The following is a 21,680-nucleotide window of genomic DNA, read 5'->3' as shown; positions in this document are numbered from 1 at the left end:
CTTCATAAGCTGCCTGCTGTACAGCATTATGTAGAGATTTTATGCCAATGGAGAGATTGTTATGCGACAAACGAGAGGAGAGGCTTCTCCTTCTGCAGTTTCGCTTGCTTTTAAATTTGCAAGTTTAGCAGTTTTATGCGTGCTGCTTTTGCTTATGGTGATTTTGGGTTATTCCAACAGTTCAACGAAAGCAAAGGAAGTCACTGTCACAACTAACGGACAGCTTCGAGATGAGAAGGAAAGCCTTAAGCTGAAAAACGACTCCCCCGATCTGCTGATAAAACATCTGCAGACAAAGCAGGACATGGGAGATAAAACGGTTTACTTAACCTTCGATGACGGCCCGTCAGCCTTTACAAACCGCTTGCTCGATGTACTGAAAAGCGCTGATGTAAAAGCGACGTTTTTTATGCTGTCACCGCGGATGAACGAATTCAAACAAGCTGTGAAAAGAGCAGAAAAGGAAGGCCACGCACTCGGTTTACATGGCGTTACCCACAATAACAGATTGTTCTATCAAACACCGACATCTCCTCTAAAAGAAATGCAGGAGGCGCGTGACACGCTGCAGGACATTACAGGTTATAAAACCGATCTTGTCAGAACGCCATACGGAAGCAAACCGTCACTAACCCCCTCACAAATCCGCAATCTTGAGAAAGACGGTTTTGTGTACTGGGATTGGACGATTGACAGCATGGACTGGAAATACCGAAATTCAAAGTATGTGACGGCCGTGTTAGAGCAGCTTGAAAATATGGAACACAGCTCTTCAGGCCGCCCAAATGTGATTCTCATGCATGATCTTCCCGCTACCGTAAACGCGCTGCCGGTACTAATCAATAAATTAAAAGAAAAAGGCTATTCCTTCGGAGTGTTAGAGGACACAATGGTTCCTGTTCATGAATAAAAAAGTGAGGCGCATAAGGCGGCTCACTTTTTTATGCCCAAACTTCGGGCAAACTCGCCGATTTTTTGATGGATGACCATGTCAAACAAGCTGTCGCAATACGTTGGTTCAAGGTTTATGATGACTTTCTTCATGCCGGGAATCAGACTTGCATCCTCAGGCACAAATCTAGCCGGAGCCACTTCGAGAGACGTGCCGATAACCAATAAAAGATCTGCTTGATCCAGCTTTTCATAAAGGGTGTCAAAGTGCATGACGGCGTCGCCAAAGAGAACAACATCGGTTTTTAATACCGTTCCGCAAATGTCCCCATTGTTTCCGGGCGCCGTGCACTCCGGCACCTCCCGCTCCAGCAAATGGGGAAGATCATATCGGGCGCCGCATGCCGGACAAGCTGCTGTCTGGATAGAACCATGCAGTTCGTATACATGCCTGCTCCCCGCTTTTTTATGAAGACCGTCAATGTTTTGCGTAAAAATATCGACCTGCTTCCCTTGCTTCTCCAGCTCAGCTAAAAGCAAATGGCCTTCATTCGGTTCAAAGCTGCCGCTCATTTTCATCTGGAACAATTCTTTGAATTTGGGCCAAAACAGACGCGGATGACTTAAAAAATAATCAAGGCTCATCGCTTCCATTCTTGAGGCATCTTCCGTCCAAATGCCCCCTGCTGAACGAAAGTCGGGAATCCCTGATTCTGTGCTCATTCCCGCTCCGGTCAGCACAACAATTCGCTGTGCTTCATGTAGAATACTTTTGAATGCTTCCAACTCAACACCGCCTTTTTCTCTTATTTTACCATGAAAAAGACTCCGCCTCTGTCAGACGAAGTCTCTCTTTTAAGCCCGTTCCTTTTCCTCTTTATTTAGATTCACCTGGAATGGGTCGCTTTCGTGCTTTTGCTTGACAACAACCATTTGGCCAGGATATGCAAACTGAACGCCTTCTGCACCTAAAATCTCAATAATTTTATAGTTGATATCCTCTCTAATATTAAGGTTTTCAGCCCAAACCGTCGTTTTTGTATAGAAGTTAAAAAATAAATTGTAGTAGCTGTCGGCAAACGTATCAAAGTTGACCATGATTGTTTCATTATCAATGCCCTCATGCTCTAAGAGCATTGTTCTGAGAGAATGAATGGAGCGTTCAAGATTCTCAATCGGCGTAGCGTAGGACACATGGATGGAAAACGTAATCTGGCGTTTGGTCATTCTTGTCCAGTTCGTGATCGCTTCCATCGACAGCGTAGAGTTCGGCACCGTTACAAGCGCCCCCTGTGCTGTTCTGAATCTCGTGCTCCTAAAAGTAATATCCTCGACTGATCCTGTTACTGTCGACGTCTCCACCCAGTCACCAATTGTAAACGGCTTTTCAGTAATAATAATAATACCGCCGAAGAAGTTGCTGATGGTATCCTTCGCGGCAAGCGCAAAAGCCAGCCCACCAAGACCTAGGCCCGCTACAAATCCGTTGACATCATAATTGAATTCCTGAGCGATCACACTGACACTGAGCGCAATGATCACAAAACGAAGCAATTTGGATAAAAACGGAGCCAGAATGTCATCCATGTCAAGCTCGAAGCGCTGATTCACCTTATGGAAGATAAACGACGATGTTGCGGTCAAGTTACAAAGACCCCAGCACAAGAGCGCCACAATCAGTGAGCGGTATATTTTGCTGATGACCGGCATTTGCTCATCTAAAAACGGTGAATACCGGATCGCTAAAAACAGCCCAAGGGCAACAAAAAACCATCTGGCCGGCTTATCAAACGCCAGAACCACCTGTTTAAAAATTTCTGTTTTCGGCCGGTTTGTCAAATTAAAAAGCAGGTTAAAGAAATATCTTGTGAATAATTTTCTAAGTATAAGAAACACCAGCAAAATCGCCAAGCTGATGCCGATTTGAATGATGATATCAAGCGTAAAATACTGCTGCAGATAATCCGGCATGACTGTCTCCCCTCTATCCCAATCAATTGTTTATTATACTAAAATATTCGTAAGGATGTTCATTTAAATGTCTTTTGCAGCACAAAACCCCGGCGAAACGCCGGGGTCATTTCTCAATTCATCTATCAGCCAGATTCAATAGGGACAGTCACTTACCTTTTTTCGTTTGTGTCTGATCAAGGAGAGTTGCTTTTTGCATTTCAGCATCCGTTTCGGCTTTAATTCTTTCCTCCACTCTGATTCTCCCTTTTCCCATGATCTCGCCTCCTTTTTTGCTATTATAAAGGATCATATTTTGTTGTGAACATGTCGAAAGACCTAATTTTCTGACGAAATGTGTTCTGATACGCTGAGTGTCTTTTTTTAGTTATACGCATTCCTCAGCCCGGACCATTCCGATATGGCAGAAAAAATTCACCAGTTTGTATCGCGGTGCATATATGGATTTGATACAATAACAGAAATGCCCATACGAGGAGCTGACTTAGCTTGTACATCATTGCCCATCGCGGAGCATCCGGCTACGCTCCGGAAAATACGATTGCCGCATTTGACCTTGCGGTGAAAATGAATGCAGATATGATCGAACTGGATGTCCAGCTTACAAAAGACAGGCAGATTGTTGTGATACACGATGACAGGGTTGACCGAACAACAAACGGATCGGGCTTTGTTAAGGATTTTACCTTGGAGGAATTGCAAAAACTCGATGCAGGAAGCTGGTACGGCCCCGCTTTTCAAGGAGAGCGTATTCCGACCCTGGAAGCGGTGCTCAAGCGCTACCACAAAAAAATCGGCCTTTTAATTGAACTAAAAGGCCATCCGTCTCAAGTCGGAATTGAAGAAGAGGTGGGGCAGCTATTAGGGCAATTTTCTTTTTCTATCAATAATATTGTTCAATCCTTTCAGTTCCGCTCCGTCCAAAGATTCCGCGAGCTTTATCCATCGATTCCGACAGCCATCATTACAAGGCCCAACTTTGGCATGCTGTCCAGAAATCAGATGAAGGCCTTCCGCTCTTTTGCAAACTATGTCAATATAAAATACACACGGCTCAACCGTCTGATGATCGGCTCCGTCCATAAAAATGGCTTAACCATATTTGCATGGACTGTCAACAATCAAAAGACAGCGGCAAAATTACAAGCCATGGGCGTGGACGGCATCGTTACAGATTACCCGGATTTCATCATAAAGGATGGCAAACATGAAAATATATAGCGCGGTTTTTATCGGAGGCGCGCTTGGCGCCTGCCTCCGATACGGATTAAACTTATGGATACACACCGGTCAGTTCCCGGCGGCAACCTGGCTGGAAAATGCGGCAGGCAGCCTCCTATTAGGCATTTTGACCGGATTTTTTATGATCGGGGCAAAACGGCCTCTGCTGTCGGCTTTTTTAGGCACCGGCTTTTGCGGAGGCTTCACAACAATGTCCACGTTTTCTAAGGAAACAGTGATGCTTTTGCAAGGACAACCCTCATTGGCTCTTTTATATGTGGCAGCCTCATTGATATCAGGGATCATATTTGCACTGATTGGTGTTTTTGCGGGACGGCGCATAGCAGGCATTCAGCAAAGAAAGGGGCTGCAGGAAAGATGACACTAGCGGGTATTTTCATAGGGGGCGGACTTGGCGCAATGCTTCGCTTCTGGCTTGGCAATGTCATAACCGCCAAAACCAAAGGTCTCAGCCTGCCCATTGGCATACTGACAGTCAATATTCTCGGAGCTCTCGGGCTCGGAATATTTACAGGACTTCACGTTGCAAATGCTTCGGTCTCGCTTATCATCGGCACGGGGTTTTTTGGCGCCTTTACGACCTTTTCCACTTTCAGCGTTGAAAGTATTCAACTCCTTATGGCCAAACGTGTAATAGAAAGCATCTTGTACATCGCCCTGACACTTTACGGGTCGCTTTTGGCATTTTGGTGCGGCTGGATAATCACAATATAAAAAAAAACCTTGAGCTTATTTCTCGCTCAAGGTTGCACTGTTCAGCATCACAGGCTCAGGCAGCGGCAGCTTGTGGTGCGCCGTAATCCCGGTTGTGTTGCCGGCTTCTTCTTTTATATCGATTTGCTTGATTAATCGGCCGTCCATCTTCAGCACCTTTATCGTATATGAACCGATGCGAATGGATTCACCAGCCTCAATATCGATGTTTTCTTTTAATATCAGCCCGCCGATCGTATCGACGTCTTCTTGAATCGATGCGCCAAGAAGGCTGTTCACCTGATCGATCCGAACCTTTCCATCCATCACATAATGGCCGTCGCCAAGCTTTTGGATCAGCGGCTGTTCATCTTCATCAAATTCATCTCTGATCTCTCCGACAATTTCCTCAAGAATATCCTCTGTCGTCACAAGTCCCGAGGTTCCTCCGTATTCATCCGACAATATAGCCATATGAATGCGCTCGCGCTGCATTTTAATCAGCAAGTCATGAACCGGGATCGTTTCAATCACTTCGATGACCGGCCTCACATACGGATGGATCGTCATCTTCATTCGTTCTTCTTCTGTCATAAACAGCAAATCAGAAAACAAATGCTTCGTATTGACCAAACCGATCACACTGTCTTTGTCTCCATCTGTGACTGGCCAGCGCGTGTATTTTTCCTTCAGCATGACTTCAAGCATCTCGGCCATCGTCATCTCAGTTGACACAGCAGCCATTTCCTTCCGCGGTATCATAATTTCTTTGGCGATCCGATTATCAAATTCAAAAATCTTATTCACATATTTATATTCAGACGGATTAATCTCTCCGTTTTTTAAACTCTCAGATAACAGCATCCTGAGTTCTTCCTCAGAATGGGAACCATCATGTTCTGACGCAGGCTTCAAACCGAACATCCCGCATAAAAGCCGCGCCGATCCATTGAGGATCCAAATAAACGGAAACAGGAGCAAATAGAATAAACGCAAAGGGCCCGCTATCAGTAAAGTCAGCTGTTCTGCCTTTTGAATCGCGACCGTTTTCGGGGCCAGTTCACCTACAACAACGTGCAGGAACGTGATCAAGCCGTACGCGACTGCAAAAGAGACTGCATGTGAAACCGATTCCGGCAAGCCGAGCGGTTCAAACAGTGGATGCAGCAGCCGTTCAAAGGCCGGCTCACCCAGTACGCCAAGCCCGATTGATGTCAATGTAATGCCTAGCTGGGATGCGGATAAATATTCATCCAAATCTGTAATGACACGCCTTGCGAGTATCGCCCGTTTGTTTCCTTCTGTGATAAGCTGATCTATTCTGGATCTCCTTACTCTAACAATCGCAAACTCGCTTGCAACGAAAAACGCGGTTAAAGCAATGAGCACGCCAATTAAAATCAGACTGTCAATATCGTCCATTTAACCCTATCCTCTCAACAAAGGATAAGGAGTCACCTCCTGATATAATCATTTTTCCTTAACATTGAGGTACGCGGTGTATTGTTGCCTAAGCAGAGGGCCCCATCATACCACCTCCAAAAGTCAAAGTTTGATTATAAATTGTATATTTTATTGTAACACAACTCATTCCAAAAATGATTTTTAATTTTTAGACTTTTATCATGGTCAATTCTGCGCCTGTCTGGATTGGAAGAGGAAGGATTTTGCGGATATAAAAAGAAAACAGCCTTGAAAACTGTTTTCTTTTCTTTGCCTTCTTAAGCAAAATCTTTATATAAAGAAATGAAAATGTCCCGTGAGTTTTTAATCTGCTCGATCGGCACACTGAAGGATAATCGGAAATGCCCGCTCATTCCAAATCCGCTGCTCGGCACAATTAATAATTTGTATTTTTGGGCGGCATGCACGCAAAATGCAACTTCATCTTCAATCGGCGATCTCGGAAAAACAAAGAAACCTCCCTTTGGCATTTCAAATTCAAAACCGGCTTCTTTTAAAATGTCTACCATTAAATCCCGGCGCTCTTTATAAGCGCTCGCGTCTACTCTTAAATCATCCATTCGTGCCACAGCCCGCTGCATCATGACAGGGGCATTCACAAATCCAAGCGTTCGATTACAATACACAAAAGCGTTGATCAAAAGGTCCGCATCCGGCATTCGGCTGTCCAATCCGATATACCCGAGCCGCTCCCCGGCTATGCCGAGATCTTTACTGAATGAGCTAGCCAATATCACACGATGGTACGATTGAAACGGATTTGCCAGCTCTTCATCATAGATTAATTGACTGTACGGTTCATCAAACAGCACATAAATCGTCTGGCCGCTCTTCTCTTCTATTTCTTTTAATAAAGCGCCTAAATCGTCTATATTTTTCTGGCTGAGAACCGTGCCTGTGGGGTTATGCGGTGTATTGAGGATCAGCCCTTTCGTCTGTGGAGTGATCGATTGCCTTACCGCTTCAATGTCGATCTCAAACCGGCCTGTCAACGGGCAGCTGACGGGCTTTCCCCCGTAGTTCTCAATATACAACTTATATTCGGCAAAATAAGGTGCGAGAATAATGACCTCTTCCCCAGGGTTTACGATGCTTTTTAACGCAACATTCAAAGCGCCTCCCGCGCCCACCGTCATGACGATACGCTCCGCTGAGAAATCAGCTTCAAAACGCGACCCCAGAAATTGCGCGACTTTTTCTCTGGCTGCAGGAAGCCCTTGGTTTTGTATGTATCCGTGGCTGCCTTTTTCAGCTTCCTCTATTAACGCTCTCTTAAAAGCTTCAGGCGGTTCAACAATCGGGTTGCCGAGTGAAAAATCAAATACCTGGTCTTCCCCGAACTCCTTCTTCAGCCTTGCACCTTCATCAAACAGCTTGCGAATCCATGATCCTTTATTTAAGTTTTCTTCAACTTCCCGGGATAACCCAGCCAATTTCATCTGTCCCTTCCGCATATAAAAATTTGAAAATTCTATCTTCCTATGTTACTTCAATCAGATGATGAATTCCACAACTTCCAATTCCGGTCCGAAAAAAACAATAAACTTGTGCAAGACACCGTTCATATATTAAACTATTCTCATAACTATAACGTGATGGTTGGGAGGGATATAGATGGGGCTGAGACTTATCGCATCAGTGAACTAGCGGCACTCGCCGGAGTAACGAAACGGACAGTTGATTATTATACGAATCTCGGTCTGCTTACGCCGGCCAGATCCTGTTCAAATTACCGTTACTACGACGAAAATGCACTCAAACGACTTATATTTATTGTAGATTGCAAGAAGCAGCGATTGGCCCTGTCCGATATTAAAGATCGACTGGAGAACCAGTTTCCCTCTTCAGCTAAACTTGATGATGAAATTGGAAATCTGGCATTAGAAATTGATCATATGAATCAAAACATCTCCGGAATCTTGCATCGGTTTGAACGGCTGAAGCCCGAGGATCGTGACAAGCTGAAAAGCAAACTCCCGCCTGAAAAGCTCGCCGTGTTCCAATCATTTATGCTGCTGTTAAGTTAAAACCATTTTATCTAACAGGAGGTGTTACCTTCATTCTCATTGCTAGAGTGAAGGTTCTAATTGGACATAGTGAATTTGATTTTAGTTGCTGTTTTAATCGCCCTGACGGCATTTTTCGTGGCATCTGAGTTTGCCATTATCAGAATCAGAGGCTCACGGATCGATCAGCTGATCGCGGAAGGAAATAAAGCAGCAATAGCCGTAAAAAAAGTGACCACGCATCTTGATGAATATTTATCTGCGTGTCAGCTCGGAATTACATTGACTTCCATCGGATTAGGGGTTTTAGGTGAATCAACGATCGAAAGGCTGCTTCACCCGCTTTTCGTACAAATGAACGTTCCAGGTTCCCTTTCACATGTCATATCGTTTATTTTTGCGTATGCCATTATCACGTTCTTACACGTTGTTGTCGGAGAACTTGCACCTAAGACAGTCGCTATCCAAAAGGCGGAAGCAGTGTCTATGCTGTTTGCGAAACCGCTGATTTGGTTTTACCGCATCGCGTTCCCATTCATTTGGCTTTTGAACAATTCCGCACGGTTATTGACCAAAGCATTTGGCCTGGAGACCGTTTCAGAAAACGAACTGGCTCACTCAGAAGAAGAGCTGCGAATCATTTTGTCTGAAAGCTATAAAAGCGGTGAAATCAACCAATCAGAGTTTAAATATGTGAATAAAATCTTTGAATTTGACGACAGGCTTGCGAAAGAAATTATGATTCCGCGGACCGAAATTGTCAGCCTTCCGCATGATATCAAGATTTCTGAAATGATGGACATCATTCAGATTGAAAAATATACCCGCTACCCTGTGGAAGAGGGCGATAAAGATAACATTATCGGGGTTATTAACATTAAAGAAGTGCTGACCGCCTGCATCAGCGGTGAGGTATCTGTTGATTCCACCATTTCTCAATTCGTCAACCCGATCATTCATGTCATTGAATCTGCGCCGATCCAAGACCTGCTTGTCAAAATGCAAAAAGAGAGGGTCCACATGGCCATATTGTCTGATGAATACGGCGGTACTGCCGGGCTTGTGACGGTTGAGGACATCATTGAGGAAATTGTCGGTGAAATCCGCGACGAATTTGATATTGATGAAATTAGCGAAATCCGCAAAATCGGCGAAGGCCATTATATTCTTGACGGAAAAGTGTTAATTGACCAAGTAAACGACCTGCTAGGCATTCATTTAGAGAACGAAGAAGTCGATACAATCGGCGGCTGGTTCCTTACTCAAAAATACGATGTTGAAAAAGATGATTCCATCATCGAAGAGGGCTGCGAGTTCATCATTAATGAAATTGACGGCCACCACGTCGCATATATTGAAGTGAAAAAGCTTCAAGAAGAAGAACTTCTGGAGACAGCTAACCAGCAGGAAGCATAATAAGAAAAGCACCTTGTATAAGGTGCTTTTCTTATTTTCACAGTTTCAGGGCAATCTCTCATAACGCCTTATAGCTGATCAAGTTTATTCTCTAGTTCTTTAATCCGCTGATTCAAAGCCTCTGTCATTGCTGCAAGTCTTTCCTTTGAAGGCAGGTGGGCAAAATCAGCCTGGTGAAGAGGCTCACCGATAATCAGCTTCATTTTTCCTTTTTTGAATAATTCTTTTCCGCTTGAAGGGCCCTGATATGCAGCGGGGACAAGCGGCGCTTTCCCCATTTGCGCAATCGTCACCGCACCTCTTTTCAAAGGCACATCCTCAGAGGTTCTTGTTCCGCTTGGGAAGATACCGACGATCTCTCCTTCTTTCAGCAGCTTAATCGGCGTTTTAATACTGCTTGGCCCGGGATTTTCCCGATCTACCGGAAAGGCATGAATTTTCTTCAGAAACGAACCGATCCATTTATTTTGAAAAAGCTCTTTTTTCGCCATATAGTGTATTTGATAAGGAAGAATCCCGACTCCGAGTGTAATCACATCAACCCAGCCGGAATGTGTACACGCGATGACAAAACCTGAATCGGCCGGAAGGTTTTCTTTGTTATACACCTTCACTCCTCCGCGAAGAGAAAGAATAACTTTTAAAGCATTTGCACAAAACTTATACATATCGCACTTCCTTTGTCGTAATCAATGATTCTTTCTGTCATCTATTATAACAACATTTTTTATTACCTGGTACTAATTTTTAAGATTTCTCCCGTTAAACGCCAAAAAACTGAGGATTCATCCTCAGCTTTTGTTATATTTCCTCTCTGGTCGGCGGGGCCATAAACTCCGGTCCGACAGGGTCTGATATCGTATTTTCCAATATAGTATTGATATCTTTCTGATCTTCACTGTTCAGCGTCCAGCCTGTAATCTCAGATAGGGCCTCAAGCTGCCCAGGCTTTCTTGCTCCCCAAAGAGCGATATCCGCTCCCGGCTGATCTAAGATCCATCTGACAGCCAAGTGAATCACTGATTTTCCATAACGTGTCTTCGCCAGCTTATCCAATTGATTGACAGCAGAAAGATACTCTTTAAAGCGGGGCTTCTGGAATTTTGGATCGTGATTACGCAGATCATCGCCCTCAAATGTATACTCTTCGGTCATTTTTCCTGTTAACAGCCCTCTGCATAAACTGCCGTATAATAATGTTGTTATCTTGTTATCTTTCGCATAAGGAAGAACACTCTCTTCCATCTCTCTTTCAAACAGATTATATGGAGGCTGAATCGTATGGAGAGGTGCGACGGCGCGAAATGTATCCATTTGCTCAATTGAAAAATTGCTGACGCCAATCGCCCGGATTTTTCCCGCATCATATAATTCCTTCATGACTTCAGCCGTTTCTTCAATTGGCACAAGCGGATCGGGCCAATGCACCTGATAAAGATCAATATAGTCTGTTTGAAGCCGCTTCAAAGAATTCTCAACTTCCTCTACAATTCTCGCTCTGTTCGCATGGCGGAACAGCTGGTTGTTCTTCCAGTCCAGAGCCGTTTTCGTTGCGAGAATCACCTGGTCTCTTTTACCGTACTCTTTGATTGCCTTTCCGACGATTTCCTCGGACTGCCCGAAGCCGTAAGCCGGTGCGGTGTCAATCAGTGTAATCCCCTGATCAAGAGCGGCGCGGATTGTTTCAATCGATGTTTTTTCGTCAGTGCCTCCCCACATCGTTCCGCCAATGGCCCATGTGCCGAGGCCGATTCTAGAGGCTTCTATTCCTGTATCTGCTATACTGGTATATTCCATTGTGCCACTCCTTCACTTTTTCACTATTTTTTCCCCTCTGGAAAAAATGTTAAACATTTCTCCGCACTATCTTTTGGGGCCATTTTTGGGTACTATATAGTAATGGTGTTTGATTAGGTATAAAAAAGCCGTTTGCATGTAATGTGCAACTTTAAACCTTTCTTATGCGTGTATAACATAGAGGGGAGAAAAGGCAGTGACGATCGATGAAATTTACCAAATGTACATGAATGATGTTTACAGGTTCCTGCTCTCCATGACAAAAGACAAGCATCTTGCTGAAGACTTGCTGCAGGAAACCTTTATGCGGGCATACATACACATTCACTCCTATGATCACAGCAAAGTAAAGCCCTGGCTTTTTCAAGTGGCGCGAAACGCCTTCATTGATTACGTCAGAAAGCATAAGAAAGAAGTAACCATTTCTGATGACTTAATCGGAAGCCTCTTTCAAAATGCTGTTCAAAGTCCTGCCCATCAGGTAGAGATAAAGGAAGTGCTGACTGGTTATATGTCCGAGCTCCCCGATAATTATCGGGAGGCCTTAACGCTATATTATTTAAAAGAGTTAAACTACAAAGAAGCATCCCATATTATGAATATTTCAGAGGCGAATTTTAAAAGTGTTTTATTTCGTGCCAGACAGCGGCTGAAAGCACTTTATAATAGAGGTGTTAATGATGAATGAAGAATTTAAAAAGCGTTTTGATCAATATAAAAATGGGGAAATGAGCGACCAGGAAATGACTGCATTTGAGGAAGAACTTGAGAAGCTCGAAGTATATCAGGAACTGATTGACAGCGAACTCGAGGACGATAACGATTGGGATCTCAGCATCAGTCCTGAAAAACAAAAAGCGATTTTAGCCTACGGCAAACGCAAGTCTTATTTGCGAATTTCTGTGCTTGCCGTCATTTCGACATTGATGATTTTGCCGCTTTGTACGCTGGGAAGCTACCTCTATTACGGAATGGGTGGAAAACACAGCACCGGCAATGAGTTTATGGAAACTGCCGCAGTCACTGTAGCCCTGACCATGCCGAATGTTCTTGTTGATACTTCCGGACTGAAAAGCCAAGTGAAGCTATTTGGAATGAATACGGAATTCCCGCTGCAAAAGCAGATTGGCACGAAGACGGCTGCCGTAGGGAATGAACGGGTTGAAATGTTTTATAACAAAGTAAAAGCGCCGGCAGTAAACTACTATGACTTAGAAGTGAATAAAACTGGCCATTACTTTACACATCCTTCAAACAAGTCTGAACAAACGACCGCAAAAGCAGAAAAAACGTTAAGCACATTGCCCGAAGGAACGGTATCAGAGGTCTACCTTTCATATGACCGTGCATATCCGACAAAAGACGTGTATAACAAATTCAAAGGCTATGATGTGAGCTTTTTGTGGAACGCAATCGAAACAGAGAAAAACACAAATAAGACAGCTTCCACAGAACCTCTTGGCTATCCTGGGAAGGATTCAAAGTTCTTGGCCGCCCTTAATACAAAAGGCAAGTCGAATGGCGATCAGTTTATCAACGCCCTGAAATTCATGTCCAAACACGAAAAATGGGCTCAGGTCATTTCAAAACGGAAAGACCTGAATGTAGATAACCGATTAGATTATGTAGAGAAAAACGGTGTCAATGTATACGGTTCGGTCGTTACAGGGCCAACCAAGGAAATCCAGCGCATGCTGAAAAATAAATCTGTAAAATCAGCGAATGTCGGCGAGGTGGAATTATGGAACTGGTAAAAATTTTTAAAGAACACAATGTATTCGGCTGGATCTCTGTCGGGACAGCGGTTCTGTCCCTGCTGTTGCTGAATTTGGCCATTATCAGCAACGTCACGTTTTATTCCTATCAAATGCTTCCATTCGCCATGGCTGCCGTTCCGTTTGGCGTTGTTGAACTCTTCATCAAGAGAGGGCGCACAGGCCCCGGCCTGCTCGGCGTCATCCTTAATCTCTTTGTGATTATTTGTGTGTATACCATTGTATCTGTAGATACGAATTTACAGTTTGGCTTTTAAAAAAGACGCCTTTTCAGGCGTCTTTTTTTTCGTTATACCGGTTTTCGGAACAAATAACTTTCTATAGTAAAACCCATCTTATCTGTATAAAATCGATGTGCGTCTTTACGCTGAAGGCCAGATGAAAGACTGACAAAACCAAGTCCGGCTTTTCTCGCCCAGTCTGAGGCATAATCCAAAAGCATTTTGCCGTATCCCTTTGATCGGCAAGGTGCCGTTGTAACAAGATCCGCAATCCACAAGTGCTCTCCTTTATGAATGGAAACCCTCGGCAGAGCCCCGCACAGCGCTCTGATTGCTGTATCCTCATATAAGGCAAACAGCATATACGATTCTTTCTGCACACAGACTTCAAGCCTTTGTAAATACGTCTCAATATCCAGTTCTGTTCTCAATTCACTCATAATCGGATACGACTCAGCCCATTCTTCTTTCGAGGTTAATTGTTTCATATGGATCATCTTCTCAATCCCCTTTCCTTTCGTTACAATGATCATAGCTAATAAATGGCATTTGCCAAATAGCCAATATCAGAAAAAATGACCATGCCAGATATAAAGGAGACATGAGATGGATATTACGCCGTTTCTTGATAAAAAGAGCAAAACACCGCTGTATGAGCAGCTTTATACCTTTTTTAAACAAGAAATTTCACATGCGCGAATAACAAAGGGAACAAGACTTCCGTCAAAACGCAGGCTCTCCAGTTTGCTCGATGTCAGCACGGCAACTATAGAACGAGCTTACGAGCAATTAACTGCTGAGGGCTATGTCAAAAGCAAGCCGAAAATCGGCTGGTTCGCGACGGAAGTAGAACCATGCTTCCCGACGGCTCCTGACCATTTCCAGCAGTCTGTACAGCCGGGATTACATGAAAAGAACGCACCTGCTATTGACTTCCATCAGGGCAACGTTGATCCGACCCTCTTTCCCTTTAACGCATGGAGAAAAAGCATAGTAAAAAGTCTTGATCGCTATTCCGGATCGTTTCACACCTCTGGCGACCCTCAAGGAGAATACGAACTCAGGCACATGATTGCCCGATTCGTCAAGCTGTCTCGGGGAGTAAATTGCGAACCCGGCCAGATTATCATCGGCGCAGGAACCACCGTGCTTCTGCAAATTCTTTGCCTTTCGCTAAAGCCAGGTACAAAAATCGGCTTTGAAGAACCGGGCTTTCACCGTTCAAGAAGGATGTTTGAAGCAAATCACATGGATGTCACTCCGATTTGTTCTGATGCAGAAGGCGTCCTGCCAGATGAGCTCTACCGTCAGAATCCTTATCTCATGTATACGACTCCTTCGCATCAGTTTCCGATTGGGACCATTATGACGATTACCCGCAGACAGGAGCTGCTGGCATGGGCGGCAGAAACAAATTCATTCATTATAGAAGATGATTACGATGGAGAATTTCGCTACAGCGGCCATCCCATTCCGTCTTTACAGGGTCTTGATCCGAATGGCAGAGTCATATATCTGGGCACTTTTTCAAAGTCACTTCTGCCTTCTTTGCGGCTCAGCTTCATGATTATGCCCCCTGAACTCATGGAACCAATCAAAAACAACGCTCAGTTAATGAAGCAGACCGTCTCTGTTCACTCGCAATTGGCACTGGCAGACTTCATCGAAACCGGAGAGTGGCAAAAACACATAAATAGAATGAGAAGCTTATACCGAAAAAAACACGCTGTCCTGTTAGAAGCCATCCGCTCTGAACTAGGAAACACCGTTGAGATTCTCGGTAAAAACTCGGGGCTTCACATTCTGCTGCGCCTTTTGTTTCCAGCAAGTGAGGAAGAAGCAATACAAGCAGCCGCAGACCACGGTGTAACCATCTATCCCGTGTCTCCCTCATATAAAGAACAGACGCCTTTTGCTTCTGTCTTAATCGGTTATGGCGGTTTGTCAGAAGAGGACATCAGGCTCGGCATCCAAAAACTGAAAACGGCATGGGCACCATTGATATCATCTTATTAAATAAAAAACAGGCCCCAGAAACGGAGCCTGTTTTTTTAAAATGATAAAATTCCGATTAAATTTAAGAACACGATAATAATGGCAAGCGGCACGATAAAACGAAGCAAATAAAACCACGTGTAAAAGAATGCTTTACCTGCATTTGATCCATTTCGCATTTCAGATAAGAGTTCGCTTTTCGAAATTTTCAGCGGGATAAATAGAGAAATTAACAGAGCGCCTGAAGGCATTAAAACATTGCTGACGGTAAAATCGGCAATATCAAAAAACGTTTTGCCAAATAGGTGCACATCACTCAATACGCCATAAGACAAGCAGCATGGGATTCCGACCAAAAAGATCAAAAGCCCGCTCGTCCATGACAGTTTTTTTCTTTTCTTTTCGTCCCCTTTTCCGATTGTGGCAACGATAATTTCAACCATCGAAAATGCTGAGGTTAAGGCTGCAAATAAAAATGCAACGAGAAAGCCGATAAAAAACAACGTGCCGAACGGAAGCTGTTCAAAAACGGCCGGAAGCACTGTAAACAGCAATGTCGGTCCTTCATTTGGCTGAAAACCGAATGAGAAAACCGCCGGAAAAATAGCCAAACCTGCCAAGAGTGTCACAATGATATTCATCAAGACAATGGAGGCTGCCGAACGAGGGATATTTTGTGTTTTCGGCAAATAGGAGCTGTAGGTCACCATCACCGAAACCCCCAGTGTTAACGTAAAGAAGGCCTGTCCCAGCGCGAATAATATGGATTCCGGAGTCAGATCGCCGAAATGAGGCACAAGCAGAAACTTTACGCCTTCCATTGCACCATTAAGCGTAAGAGACCGAAGAACGAGCAGAATAAACAATAAAAACAAAATTGGCATCATCACCGCGCTGACCCGTTCAATCCCTTTTTGAACCCCTCTTGCGACAACGAGTACAGTCAGTGCCATAAAGACAAGCTGAGCCGCGAGCGTCTGCACCGGATTTTGGATAATAGAAGCAAAAAGAGCGCCATACTGTGCTTGAGAAAGCCCGGACAGTGATCCTGACGCTGTTTTCACGATATACAGCAAAATCCATCCCCCGATTACACTGTAAAACGACAGCACTAAGAAACACGCGGCTACGCCGATCCACCCTGTAAGAAACCAAGCTGATCGCGGCGCTTCTTTTTTATATGCATCAATGGCATTCGTCTGGTTCCGTCTTCCAAAAATAAATTCCCCCACCAAAAGCGGATAGCCTAAGAGGATGGTAAATAACACGAAGATAAGAAAAAAGGCTCCTCCCCCATTGGTCCCCGCTACGTAAGGGAACTTCCAAATCGCGCCCAAGCCGATAGCCGAGCCGGCCGCTGCCATGACGAAACCGATTTTCGAAGCCCATTGGACTGGTTTTTGCTCAGACAATAAACGTCACTTCCTTTCCAGCCTATATTATCTCTTATTTTTGTCTTCATTTCTATAGATTCATTTGCCAAGAACAGAAAAGAGAGCGGCCTGTATGGCCGCTCTCTTTATCAAAAAGTTATTGATTTAATTTTGAATGCTTTCTTGAATACAGGAAATAGATTACCAAGCCGATTAACAGCCACACTAGGAAGCGAACAATCGTCACCCACCCCAGATTTAAAATCAAGAACAGGCAGAACAGAATCGCCAGGCCTGGGATAAACGGAACTCCCGGGCATTTAAAGGCTCTCGGAAGATCCGGTTGCTTCTTTCTCAAAACGATAACTGCCACAGAAATCAGTACAAATGCCGACAGCGTCCCGATGTTCACCAGCTTTGCAAGTTCATCCAGCGGAACAAGTGAGCCGAGAAGCGCCGACATCGTTCCGAAAAACCAAGTGGCTACATAAGGTGTTTTGTGCTTTGGATGCACTTTAGAAAGTGAACCCGGCACAAGCCCGTCACGCGACATGGCAAACATGACGCGGGTCTGCCCGTAAAGCATCACGAGCATAACTGTTGTCATTCCCAGCACGGCGCCAATATCAATGATGCCTGCCACCCAATTTTGCCCTGCGCTTTGAAGAACTAGAGAAACCGGATGATCCACACCCGCAAATTGAGCAAACGGGATAACCCCAGTCATGATCGCTGATACGGTGACATATAAAATCGTGCAGACCAATAAAGAGAAAATAATGCCTTTAGGCAGATCCTTCGCGGGATTTTTCGTTTCTTCCGCAGCAGAGGATACAGCGTCAAATCCGATAAAAGCAAAGAATACGAGCGCCGCTGCACTGAACACGCCGCCAAAGCCCATTGGCATAAACGGCTGCCAGTTGTGCGGCTTCACGTAAACGGCTGCCACCGCGATAAACAGCAGAACAACCAGTATCTTCAAGATAACCATGATATTGTTGACTCTTTTTGATTCTTTGATGCCTAAATAAAGCAAATATGTGATCGCCATTACAATGACGAATGCAGGAAGATTAAACAGGGTAAAGGTGCCTTTCACTGCGCCCGGTGCCGCTGTTAAAGCAACCGGAAGATGAATGCCGAGCCCTGATAAAAACGATTGGAAATAACCAGACCAGCCGACCGACACTGCACTTACCGCCAGCATGTATTCTAAAATTAAATCCCACCCGATAATAAAGGCCATAAGCTCTCCCAATGTCGCATAAGTGAATGTATATACCGAACCTGAAACAGGCACACTTGACGCAAATTCCGCGTAAGACAGGGCGGCGAATAAACAAGCCAGCGCCGCCACAACAAATGAAATCGTCAGCCCGGGACCGGCCGTGACTGCACCTGTTCCCGTCAGAACAAAAATCCCTGTGCCAATAATGGCGCCGATTCCAAGCAACGTTAAATCAAATGCCCCTAATTCTCTTTTTAAAGATTTTTCCCCGCTCGTCGCAGCGATTAAATCCTGAATGCTTTTCTTCCTAAAAACGCTCCCTTTCATTCCCCTTCAACTCCCGATCATCTATTTTTATATATTTTATTTGAATTTTCTGAATTCATGAGCAACAATGGTCATTTTTCTTTTTTTCTACTATATTTGTACTGGTCGCGAATCATTCCTTTCTCCTACTCAATATTATATATAAAATTGCAAAAATGAAAACAAAATTGTTAGAAAAATCGACAAATTTTTTATTTTGAAATTTTTTACCATACAAAAAAACCAGCTCTGGAGCTGGTTTTTCGTTGATTACGTTGAAATAAAACGGCCGCCATTCACATGAATGGTCTGCCCTGTCATATAGGAAGATTCGTCAGACGCCAGCAGAACATAGGCGCCTGCATGCTCAACCGGCTGTCCCGGTCTTCCCATTGGGGTATCCAAGCCATGCTGTTTCACTTTTTCCTCAGGGAATGTCGCCGGAATAAGCGGTGTCCAAATCGGACCGGGCGCCACCGCATTCACTCTGATGCCTTTATCTGCAAGCGACTTCGCCATGGAACGCGTAAAGGAGACAATCGCACCCTTTGTGCTAGAATAATCAATTAACGCCGTATCCCCTTCATAAGCGGTAATCGATGTCGTATTAATAATGGCACTCCCCTCTTGCAGGTGAGGCAAAGCTTTCTTCGTCATATGAAACATGGAAAAAATATTTGTGCGAAAGGTTTTTTCCAGCTGTTCTGTTGAAATATTGAGAATGCTGTCCTGGGGATGCTGTTCAGCGGCGTTGTTCACCAAGATATCGAGTTTACCAAAATGGTCCACTGTTTGCTGCACAGCTTGTTCACAATGGTTCTCATCCCCGACATCTCCCGGGATAAGCAGGCAGCGGACATTCTCCTTTTCGATCCGTTTACGTGTTTCCTCTGCGTCCGAATGCTCGTCTAAGTATAGAATGGAGATATCAGCCCCCTCTTTAGCAAAGGCAATAGCTGCTGCTCTCCCTATTCCGCTGTCGCCTCCAGTAATGATCGCAACTTTTCCTTTCAGTTTTCCGCTTCCTCGATAATCCTCGTCCTCTGACAGCGGCAGCGGATTCATTTTTGACTCAATGCCCGGCTGTCTGTCCTGATGCTGCGGTTCTTGTCCTTCTGTTTGTCTGTCCATTGGGTTCACATTCATCACTCCTAGACATGTGGTTGATACTGAACGTTACCACACGATAGAAATGAATAAACGCCAAAATATGTTATGAAAGAACTTCCTCGGGAATGGCACCGGTATATTGCGCTGACGGGCGGAAAATCATGTTGTTTTCTGCCTGTTCCAGTACATGGGCGCACCACCCTACCATTCGGCTTGCTGAAAAGGTCGGAGTAAACAATTCATCGTCAAAATCGATGGCCTTCATCACTGCAGCTGCGTAAAATTCAACATTTGTGTACAGCTTACGTCCCGGTTTGTAGATTTCTAGCAAACGAATCGCTTCTGCTTCTACATGCAGCGCAAGATCAAGATCACGGTCATTGCCGGCCACCTGTTCTGCTTTCTGTCTCAAAGCTTCTGCCCGCGGGTCTTTTGTTTTGTACACCCTGTGGCCGAATCCCATCAAGCGCTCTCCTTTTTCGAGTTTTTCTTTTAGATATGCTTCAACATGTTCTTTTTCTCCAATGTCTTCAAGCATTTTTGTCACCGCAGAAGGAGCGCCTCCGTGCAGCGGACCTTTCATCGTGCCGAGAGCAGCCGTGACGGCTGACACTAAATCACTCTCTGTTGATAACGTGACTCGTGCCGAAAAAGTGGATGCGTTCATGCCGTGCTCCATGGCCAGAATCATATAGGTTTCAAGCGCTTTCTTTTTTGCCTCTGAAGGCTGTTCGCCTGTGAGCATATAATAGTAGTTTTCGACATGTCCGTACTGGGAAGAAGGTGCAATTGCTTGTTCACCGCGCGTCCATCTTTTTCTGTATGCAATGATGGAAGGCGTGATTGCAATCAGCCGGATTGCTTCTTCTGTTTTCGGATGGAATGTGTACGTATTTTCCCCCAATGCTGAAACAACCGTTCTCAGCACCGACATATCGTCCATGTTGTTTGGCAGTGATTGAATCAAGCGCTCAATGTGTTCCGGAAGGTTCCGTTCCGCAGCCAGCTTATCTTTAAATACCTGCAATTCTTCAGTTGAAGGCAGTTTTCCAAATAAAATCAAATAAGCCGCTTCTTCAAAGCTGTGATTCAGTGCGATGTCTTTTGCATGATGTCCTCTGTAAATCAGACGCCCTTTTTCACCATCAATATGGCTGATGGATGTTTCCACACATGTAATTCCCTTTAATCCGTAATGTACCATTTGTATTCCCCCTATCCTTTTCTGTTATTATAGTAAATATAATATTTAAAAAATAATGAATATTTTAAAGGGAATTAATTAAAAATATTAATCAGAGGGAGAATAGAAATGGATTTCAAATGGCTTCACACCTTTGTGACCGCTGCAAAATATGAAAACTTCCGAAAAACGGCGGAAACGCTTTTCTTATCTCAGCCCACTGTGACCGTACATATCAAGCAATTAGAAAAAGAAATCAGCTGCAAGCTGTTCGAGCGTAAAGGCAGGCAAATCCAGCTGACTGATGAAGGCAGGGCGTATTTGCCGTATGCGCTCAGGCTTCTTGATGATTATGAAAACAGCATGGCAGAGCTTCACAGAGTGAGACAAGGCTACTCTCAAACCTTACAGCTCGCGGTTTCTCCGCTTATTGCAGATACAGTGCTTCCTTCTGTCATGAAGCGGTACACAGCAATGAATACGGAAACAGAAATGGCGGTTACGATTTTCGAATCAGCGGAAATCGCGTCACTGATTAAAGCCGGGGAAGCAGATATCGGACTAAGCTGTTTAAAAGTACAGTCTTCTTCTTTAAGCTGCCACTGCTTATACAAAGACCCTGTCGTCCTTGTTGCCCCGCCCGATAAGCGTTTCATAGAAGACAACGAAATTGATGCCAAAGAGGTGCTCGAACAATACCTGCTTTTGACCCACAATCATCCTGATTACTGGGACGACTTGCTCCGTCAAGTCAGAATGACATTTCCATTTGTGAGAACAATGAAGGTCACTCAAACACATATAACGAAACGGTTTATCAAGGAAGGACTCGGAGTTTCATTTCTGCCTTTATCTACAGTAAAGCGTGAGTTAGCAGAGAAACAGATGATCAGAATTCCTTATCAGTCTGTACAGCTGCCCTATGCCGGCGCTTACGCGATTGCCCTTTATGAAAATAAGAAAGAAAAAAAATTCTTGGATTTTTTATCACATTTTCATTTTTAGGAGC

General features: G+C 44.4%; 23 protein-coding genes. 11 read left to right on the top strand and 12 right to left on the bottom strand.

The features are described 5' to 3' along the window. The first annotated feature begins 61 nt into the window (after window positions 1-61). Complete coding sequence (locus MHH79_RS05255) at window positions 62-910, top strand: polysaccharide deacetylase family protein (protein ID WP_063334964.1); 849 nt, start codon at window positions 62-64, stop codon at window positions 908-910. Between the two features lie 23 nt (window positions 911-933). Here MHH79_RS05255 and srtN read toward each other — a convergent pair whose 3' ends face one another. The 3 genes from srtN to MHH79_RS05240 all read right to left on the bottom strand — a co-directional run bounded on the left by srtN (window position 934) and on the right by MHH79_RS05240 (window position 3,118). Then, window positions 934-1,677 (bottom strand): sirtuin NAD-dependent deacetylase, encoded by a 744-nt coding sequence (srtN, locus tag MHH79_RS05250; RefSeq protein ID WP_063334963.1) that lies wholly within the window; start codon window positions 1,675-1,677, stop codon window positions 934-936. A gap of 69 nt (window positions 1,678-1,746) precedes the next feature. Beyond that, window positions 1,747-2,862 (bottom strand): small-conductance mechanosensitive channel protein MscY, encoded by a 1,116-nt coding sequence (gene mscY / locus MHH79_RS05245; RefSeq protein ID WP_063334962.1) that lies wholly within the window; start codon window positions 2,860-2,862, stop codon window positions 1,747-1,749. 148 nt (window positions 2,863-3,010) lie between these two features. Continuing rightward, the gene (locus MHH79_RS05240) at window positions 3,011-3,118 is read right to left on the bottom strand and encodes a YhdX family protein (RefSeq protein ID WP_009966908.1); all 108 of its coding nucleotides are present in this window, start codon (window positions 3,116-3,118) and stop codon (window positions 3,011-3,013) included. 233 nt (window positions 3,119-3,351) lie between these two features. Here MHH79_RS05240 and MHH79_RS05235 point away from each other — a divergent pair, with 233 nt between their 5' ends. Genes MHH79_RS05235 through crcB form a run of 3 tightly spaced genes read left to right on the top strand, consistent with a single transcriptional unit; the run spans window position 3,352 to window position 4,818 of the window. Further along, window positions 3,352-4,083 carry a glycerophosphodiester phosphodiesterase family protein gene (locus tag MHH79_RS05235; protein WP_015383217.1) on the top strand — a complete coding sequence of 244 codons (732 nt, stop codon included), beginning with the start codon at window positions 3,352-3,354 and terminating at the stop codon, window positions 4,081-4,083. Continuing rightward, window positions 4,070-4,465 (top strand): CrcB family protein, encoded by a 396-nt coding sequence (locus MHH79_RS05230; RefSeq protein ID WP_014479308.1) that lies wholly within the window; start codon window positions 4,070-4,072, stop codon window positions 4,463-4,465. Before MHH79_RS05235 ends, MHH79_RS05230 begins: the two co-directional genes overlap by 14 nt. After that, window positions 4,462-4,818, top strand: coding sequence for a fluoride efflux transporter CrcB (gene crcB, locus MHH79_RS05225; protein WP_063334961.1), 357 nt, complete (start codon window positions 4,462-4,464; stop codon window positions 4,816-4,818). Before MHH79_RS05230 ends, crcB begins: the two co-directional genes overlap by 4 nt. A 15-nt stretch (window positions 4,819-4,833) precedes the next feature. Here the strand turns inward: crcB and MHH79_RS05220 are convergent, their stop codons facing one another. Further along, window positions 4,834-6,219: a hemolysin family protein gene (locus MHH79_RS05220; RefSeq protein ID WP_015483017.1), complete on the bottom strand. Its 1,386-nt coding sequence runs from the start codon at window positions 6,217-6,219 to the stop codon at window positions 4,834-4,836. Window positions 6,220-6,518: 299 nt separating this feature from the next. Then, complete coding sequence (locus MHH79_RS05215) at window positions 6,519-7,700, bottom strand: pyridoxal phosphate-dependent aminotransferase (RefSeq protein WP_047183551.1); 1,182 nt, start codon at window positions 7,698-7,700, stop codon at window positions 6,519-6,521. A 156-nt stretch (window positions 7,701-7,856) separates the two neighbouring features. On the opposite strand from MHH79_RS05215, the gene cueR reads away from it, so the two are divergent. Both cueR and MHH79_RS05205 read left to right on the top strand, forming a co-directional pair. After that, window positions 7,857-8,288 carry a Cu(I)-responsive transcriptional regulator gene (cueR, locus tag MHH79_RS05210; RefSeq protein ID WP_010886460.1) on the top strand — a complete coding sequence of 144 codons (432 nt, stop codon included), beginning with the start codon at window positions 7,857-7,859 and terminating at the stop codon, window positions 8,286-8,288. Window positions 8,289-8,348: 60 nt separating this feature from the next. Continuing rightward, the gene (locus MHH79_RS05205; protein ID WP_009966903.1) at window positions 8,349-9,683 is read left to right on the top strand and encodes a hemolysin family protein; all 1,335 of its coding nucleotides are present in this window, start codon (window positions 8,349-8,351) and stop codon (window positions 9,681-9,683) included. A gap of 68 nt (window positions 9,684-9,751) precedes the next feature. Here MHH79_RS05205 and MHH79_RS05200 read toward each other — a convergent pair whose 3' ends face one another. After that, window positions 9,752-10,351: a 1-acylglycerol-3-phosphate O-acyltransferase gene (locus tag MHH79_RS05200; protein ID WP_003233335.1), complete on the bottom strand. Its 600-nt coding sequence runs from the start codon at window positions 10,349-10,351 to the stop codon at window positions 9,752-9,754. 133 nt (window positions 10,352-10,484) lie between these two features. Continuing rightward, complete coding sequence (gene akrN, locus MHH79_RS05195; RefSeq protein WP_003245422.1) at window positions 10,485-11,480, bottom strand: aldo/keto reductase AkrN; 996 nt, start codon at window positions 11,478-11,480, stop codon at window positions 10,485-10,487. A 196-nt stretch (window positions 11,481-11,676) separates the two neighbouring features. Here akrN and sigM point away from each other — a divergent pair, with 196 nt between their 5' ends. The 3 genes from sigM to MHH79_RS05180 are packed head-to-tail and all read left to right on the top strand — an operon-like array spanning window position 11,677 to window position 13,512. Next, the gene (sigM, locus tag MHH79_RS05190) at window positions 11,677-12,168 is read left to right on the top strand and encodes an RNA polymerase sigma factor SigM (RefSeq protein ID WP_003224177.1); all 492 of its coding nucleotides are present in this window, start codon (window positions 11,677-11,679) and stop codon (window positions 12,166-12,168) included. After that, window positions 12,158-13,234: an anti-sigma factor gene (locus MHH79_RS05185; protein WP_010886459.1), complete on the top strand. Its 1,077-nt coding sequence runs from the start codon at window positions 12,158-12,160 to the stop codon at window positions 13,232-13,234. Before sigM ends, MHH79_RS05185 begins: the two co-directional genes overlap by 11 nt. Beyond that, entirely contained in the window at window positions 13,222-13,512 is a 291-nt protein-coding gene (locus MHH79_RS05180; protein ID WP_063334960.1) for a hypothetical protein, read from the top strand. The genes MHH79_RS05185 and MHH79_RS05180 overlap by 13 nt, the downstream gene beginning before the upstream one ends. A gap of 32 nt (window positions 13,513-13,544) precedes the next feature. Here the strand turns inward: MHH79_RS05180 and MHH79_RS05175 are convergent, their stop codons facing one another. Then, the gene (locus MHH79_RS05175; protein WP_100506249.1) at window positions 13,545-13,973 is read right to left on the bottom strand and encodes a GNAT family N-acetyltransferase; all 429 of its coding nucleotides are present in this window, start codon (window positions 13,971-13,973) and stop codon (window positions 13,545-13,547) included. A 109-nt stretch (window positions 13,974-14,082) separates the two neighbouring features. Here MHH79_RS05175 and MHH79_RS05170 point away from each other — a divergent pair, with 109 nt between their 5' ends. Then, window positions 14,083-15,492, top strand: coding sequence for a PLP-dependent aminotransferase family protein (locus tag MHH79_RS05170; protein WP_340035023.1), 1,410 nt, complete (start codon window positions 14,083-14,085; stop codon window positions 15,490-15,492). A gap of 35 nt (window positions 15,493-15,527) precedes the next feature. On the opposite strand, the gene MHH79_RS05165 is transcribed toward MHH79_RS05170, so the two are convergent. The 4 genes from MHH79_RS05165 to citA form a co-directional block, all read right to left on the bottom strand. After that, entirely contained in the window at window positions 15,528-16,883 is a 1,356-nt protein-coding gene (locus MHH79_RS05165; RefSeq protein ID WP_063334958.1) for a sodium-dependent transporter, read from the bottom strand. Window positions 16,884-17,001: 118 nt separating this feature from the next. Next, on the bottom strand, window positions 17,002-18,399 hold the full coding sequence (bcaP, locus tag MHH79_RS05160) for a branched-chain amino acid transporter BcaP (protein ID WP_003233350.1): 1,398 nt from the start codon (window positions 18,397-18,399) through the stop codon (window positions 17,002-17,004). A 249-nt stretch (window positions 18,400-18,648) separates the two neighbouring features. Continuing rightward, window positions 18,649-19,518 (bottom strand): SDR family oxidoreductase, encoded by an 870-nt coding sequence (locus MHH79_RS05155; RefSeq protein ID WP_015483011.1) that lies wholly within the window; start codon window positions 19,516-19,518, stop codon window positions 18,649-18,651. Window positions 19,519-19,591: 73 nt separating this feature from the next. Next, on the bottom strand, window positions 19,592-20,692 hold the full coding sequence (gene citA, locus MHH79_RS05150) for a citrate synthase CitA (protein ID WP_063334957.1): 1,101 nt from the start codon (window positions 20,690-20,692) through the stop codon (window positions 19,592-19,594). A 108-nt stretch (window positions 20,693-20,800) separates the two neighbouring features. Here citA and citR point away from each other — a divergent pair, with 108 nt between their 5' ends. Beyond that, window positions 20,801-21,676 (top strand): transcriptional regulator CitR, encoded by an 876-nt coding sequence (gene citR / locus MHH79_RS05145; protein WP_003233357.1) that lies wholly within the window; start codon window positions 20,801-20,803, stop codon window positions 21,674-21,676. Window positions 21,677-21,680: the final 4 nt, after the last annotated feature.

This window comes from Bacillus sp. FSL K6-0993, assembly GCF_037977205.1.
In the GTDB taxonomy this organism is placed as follows: Bacteria; Bacillota; Bacilli; order Bacillales; family Bacillaceae; genus Bacillus; species Bacillus subtilis.
Note: the sequence above shows the minus strand (reverse complement) of the source record. Positions and strands in the feature narration are given on the sequence as shown.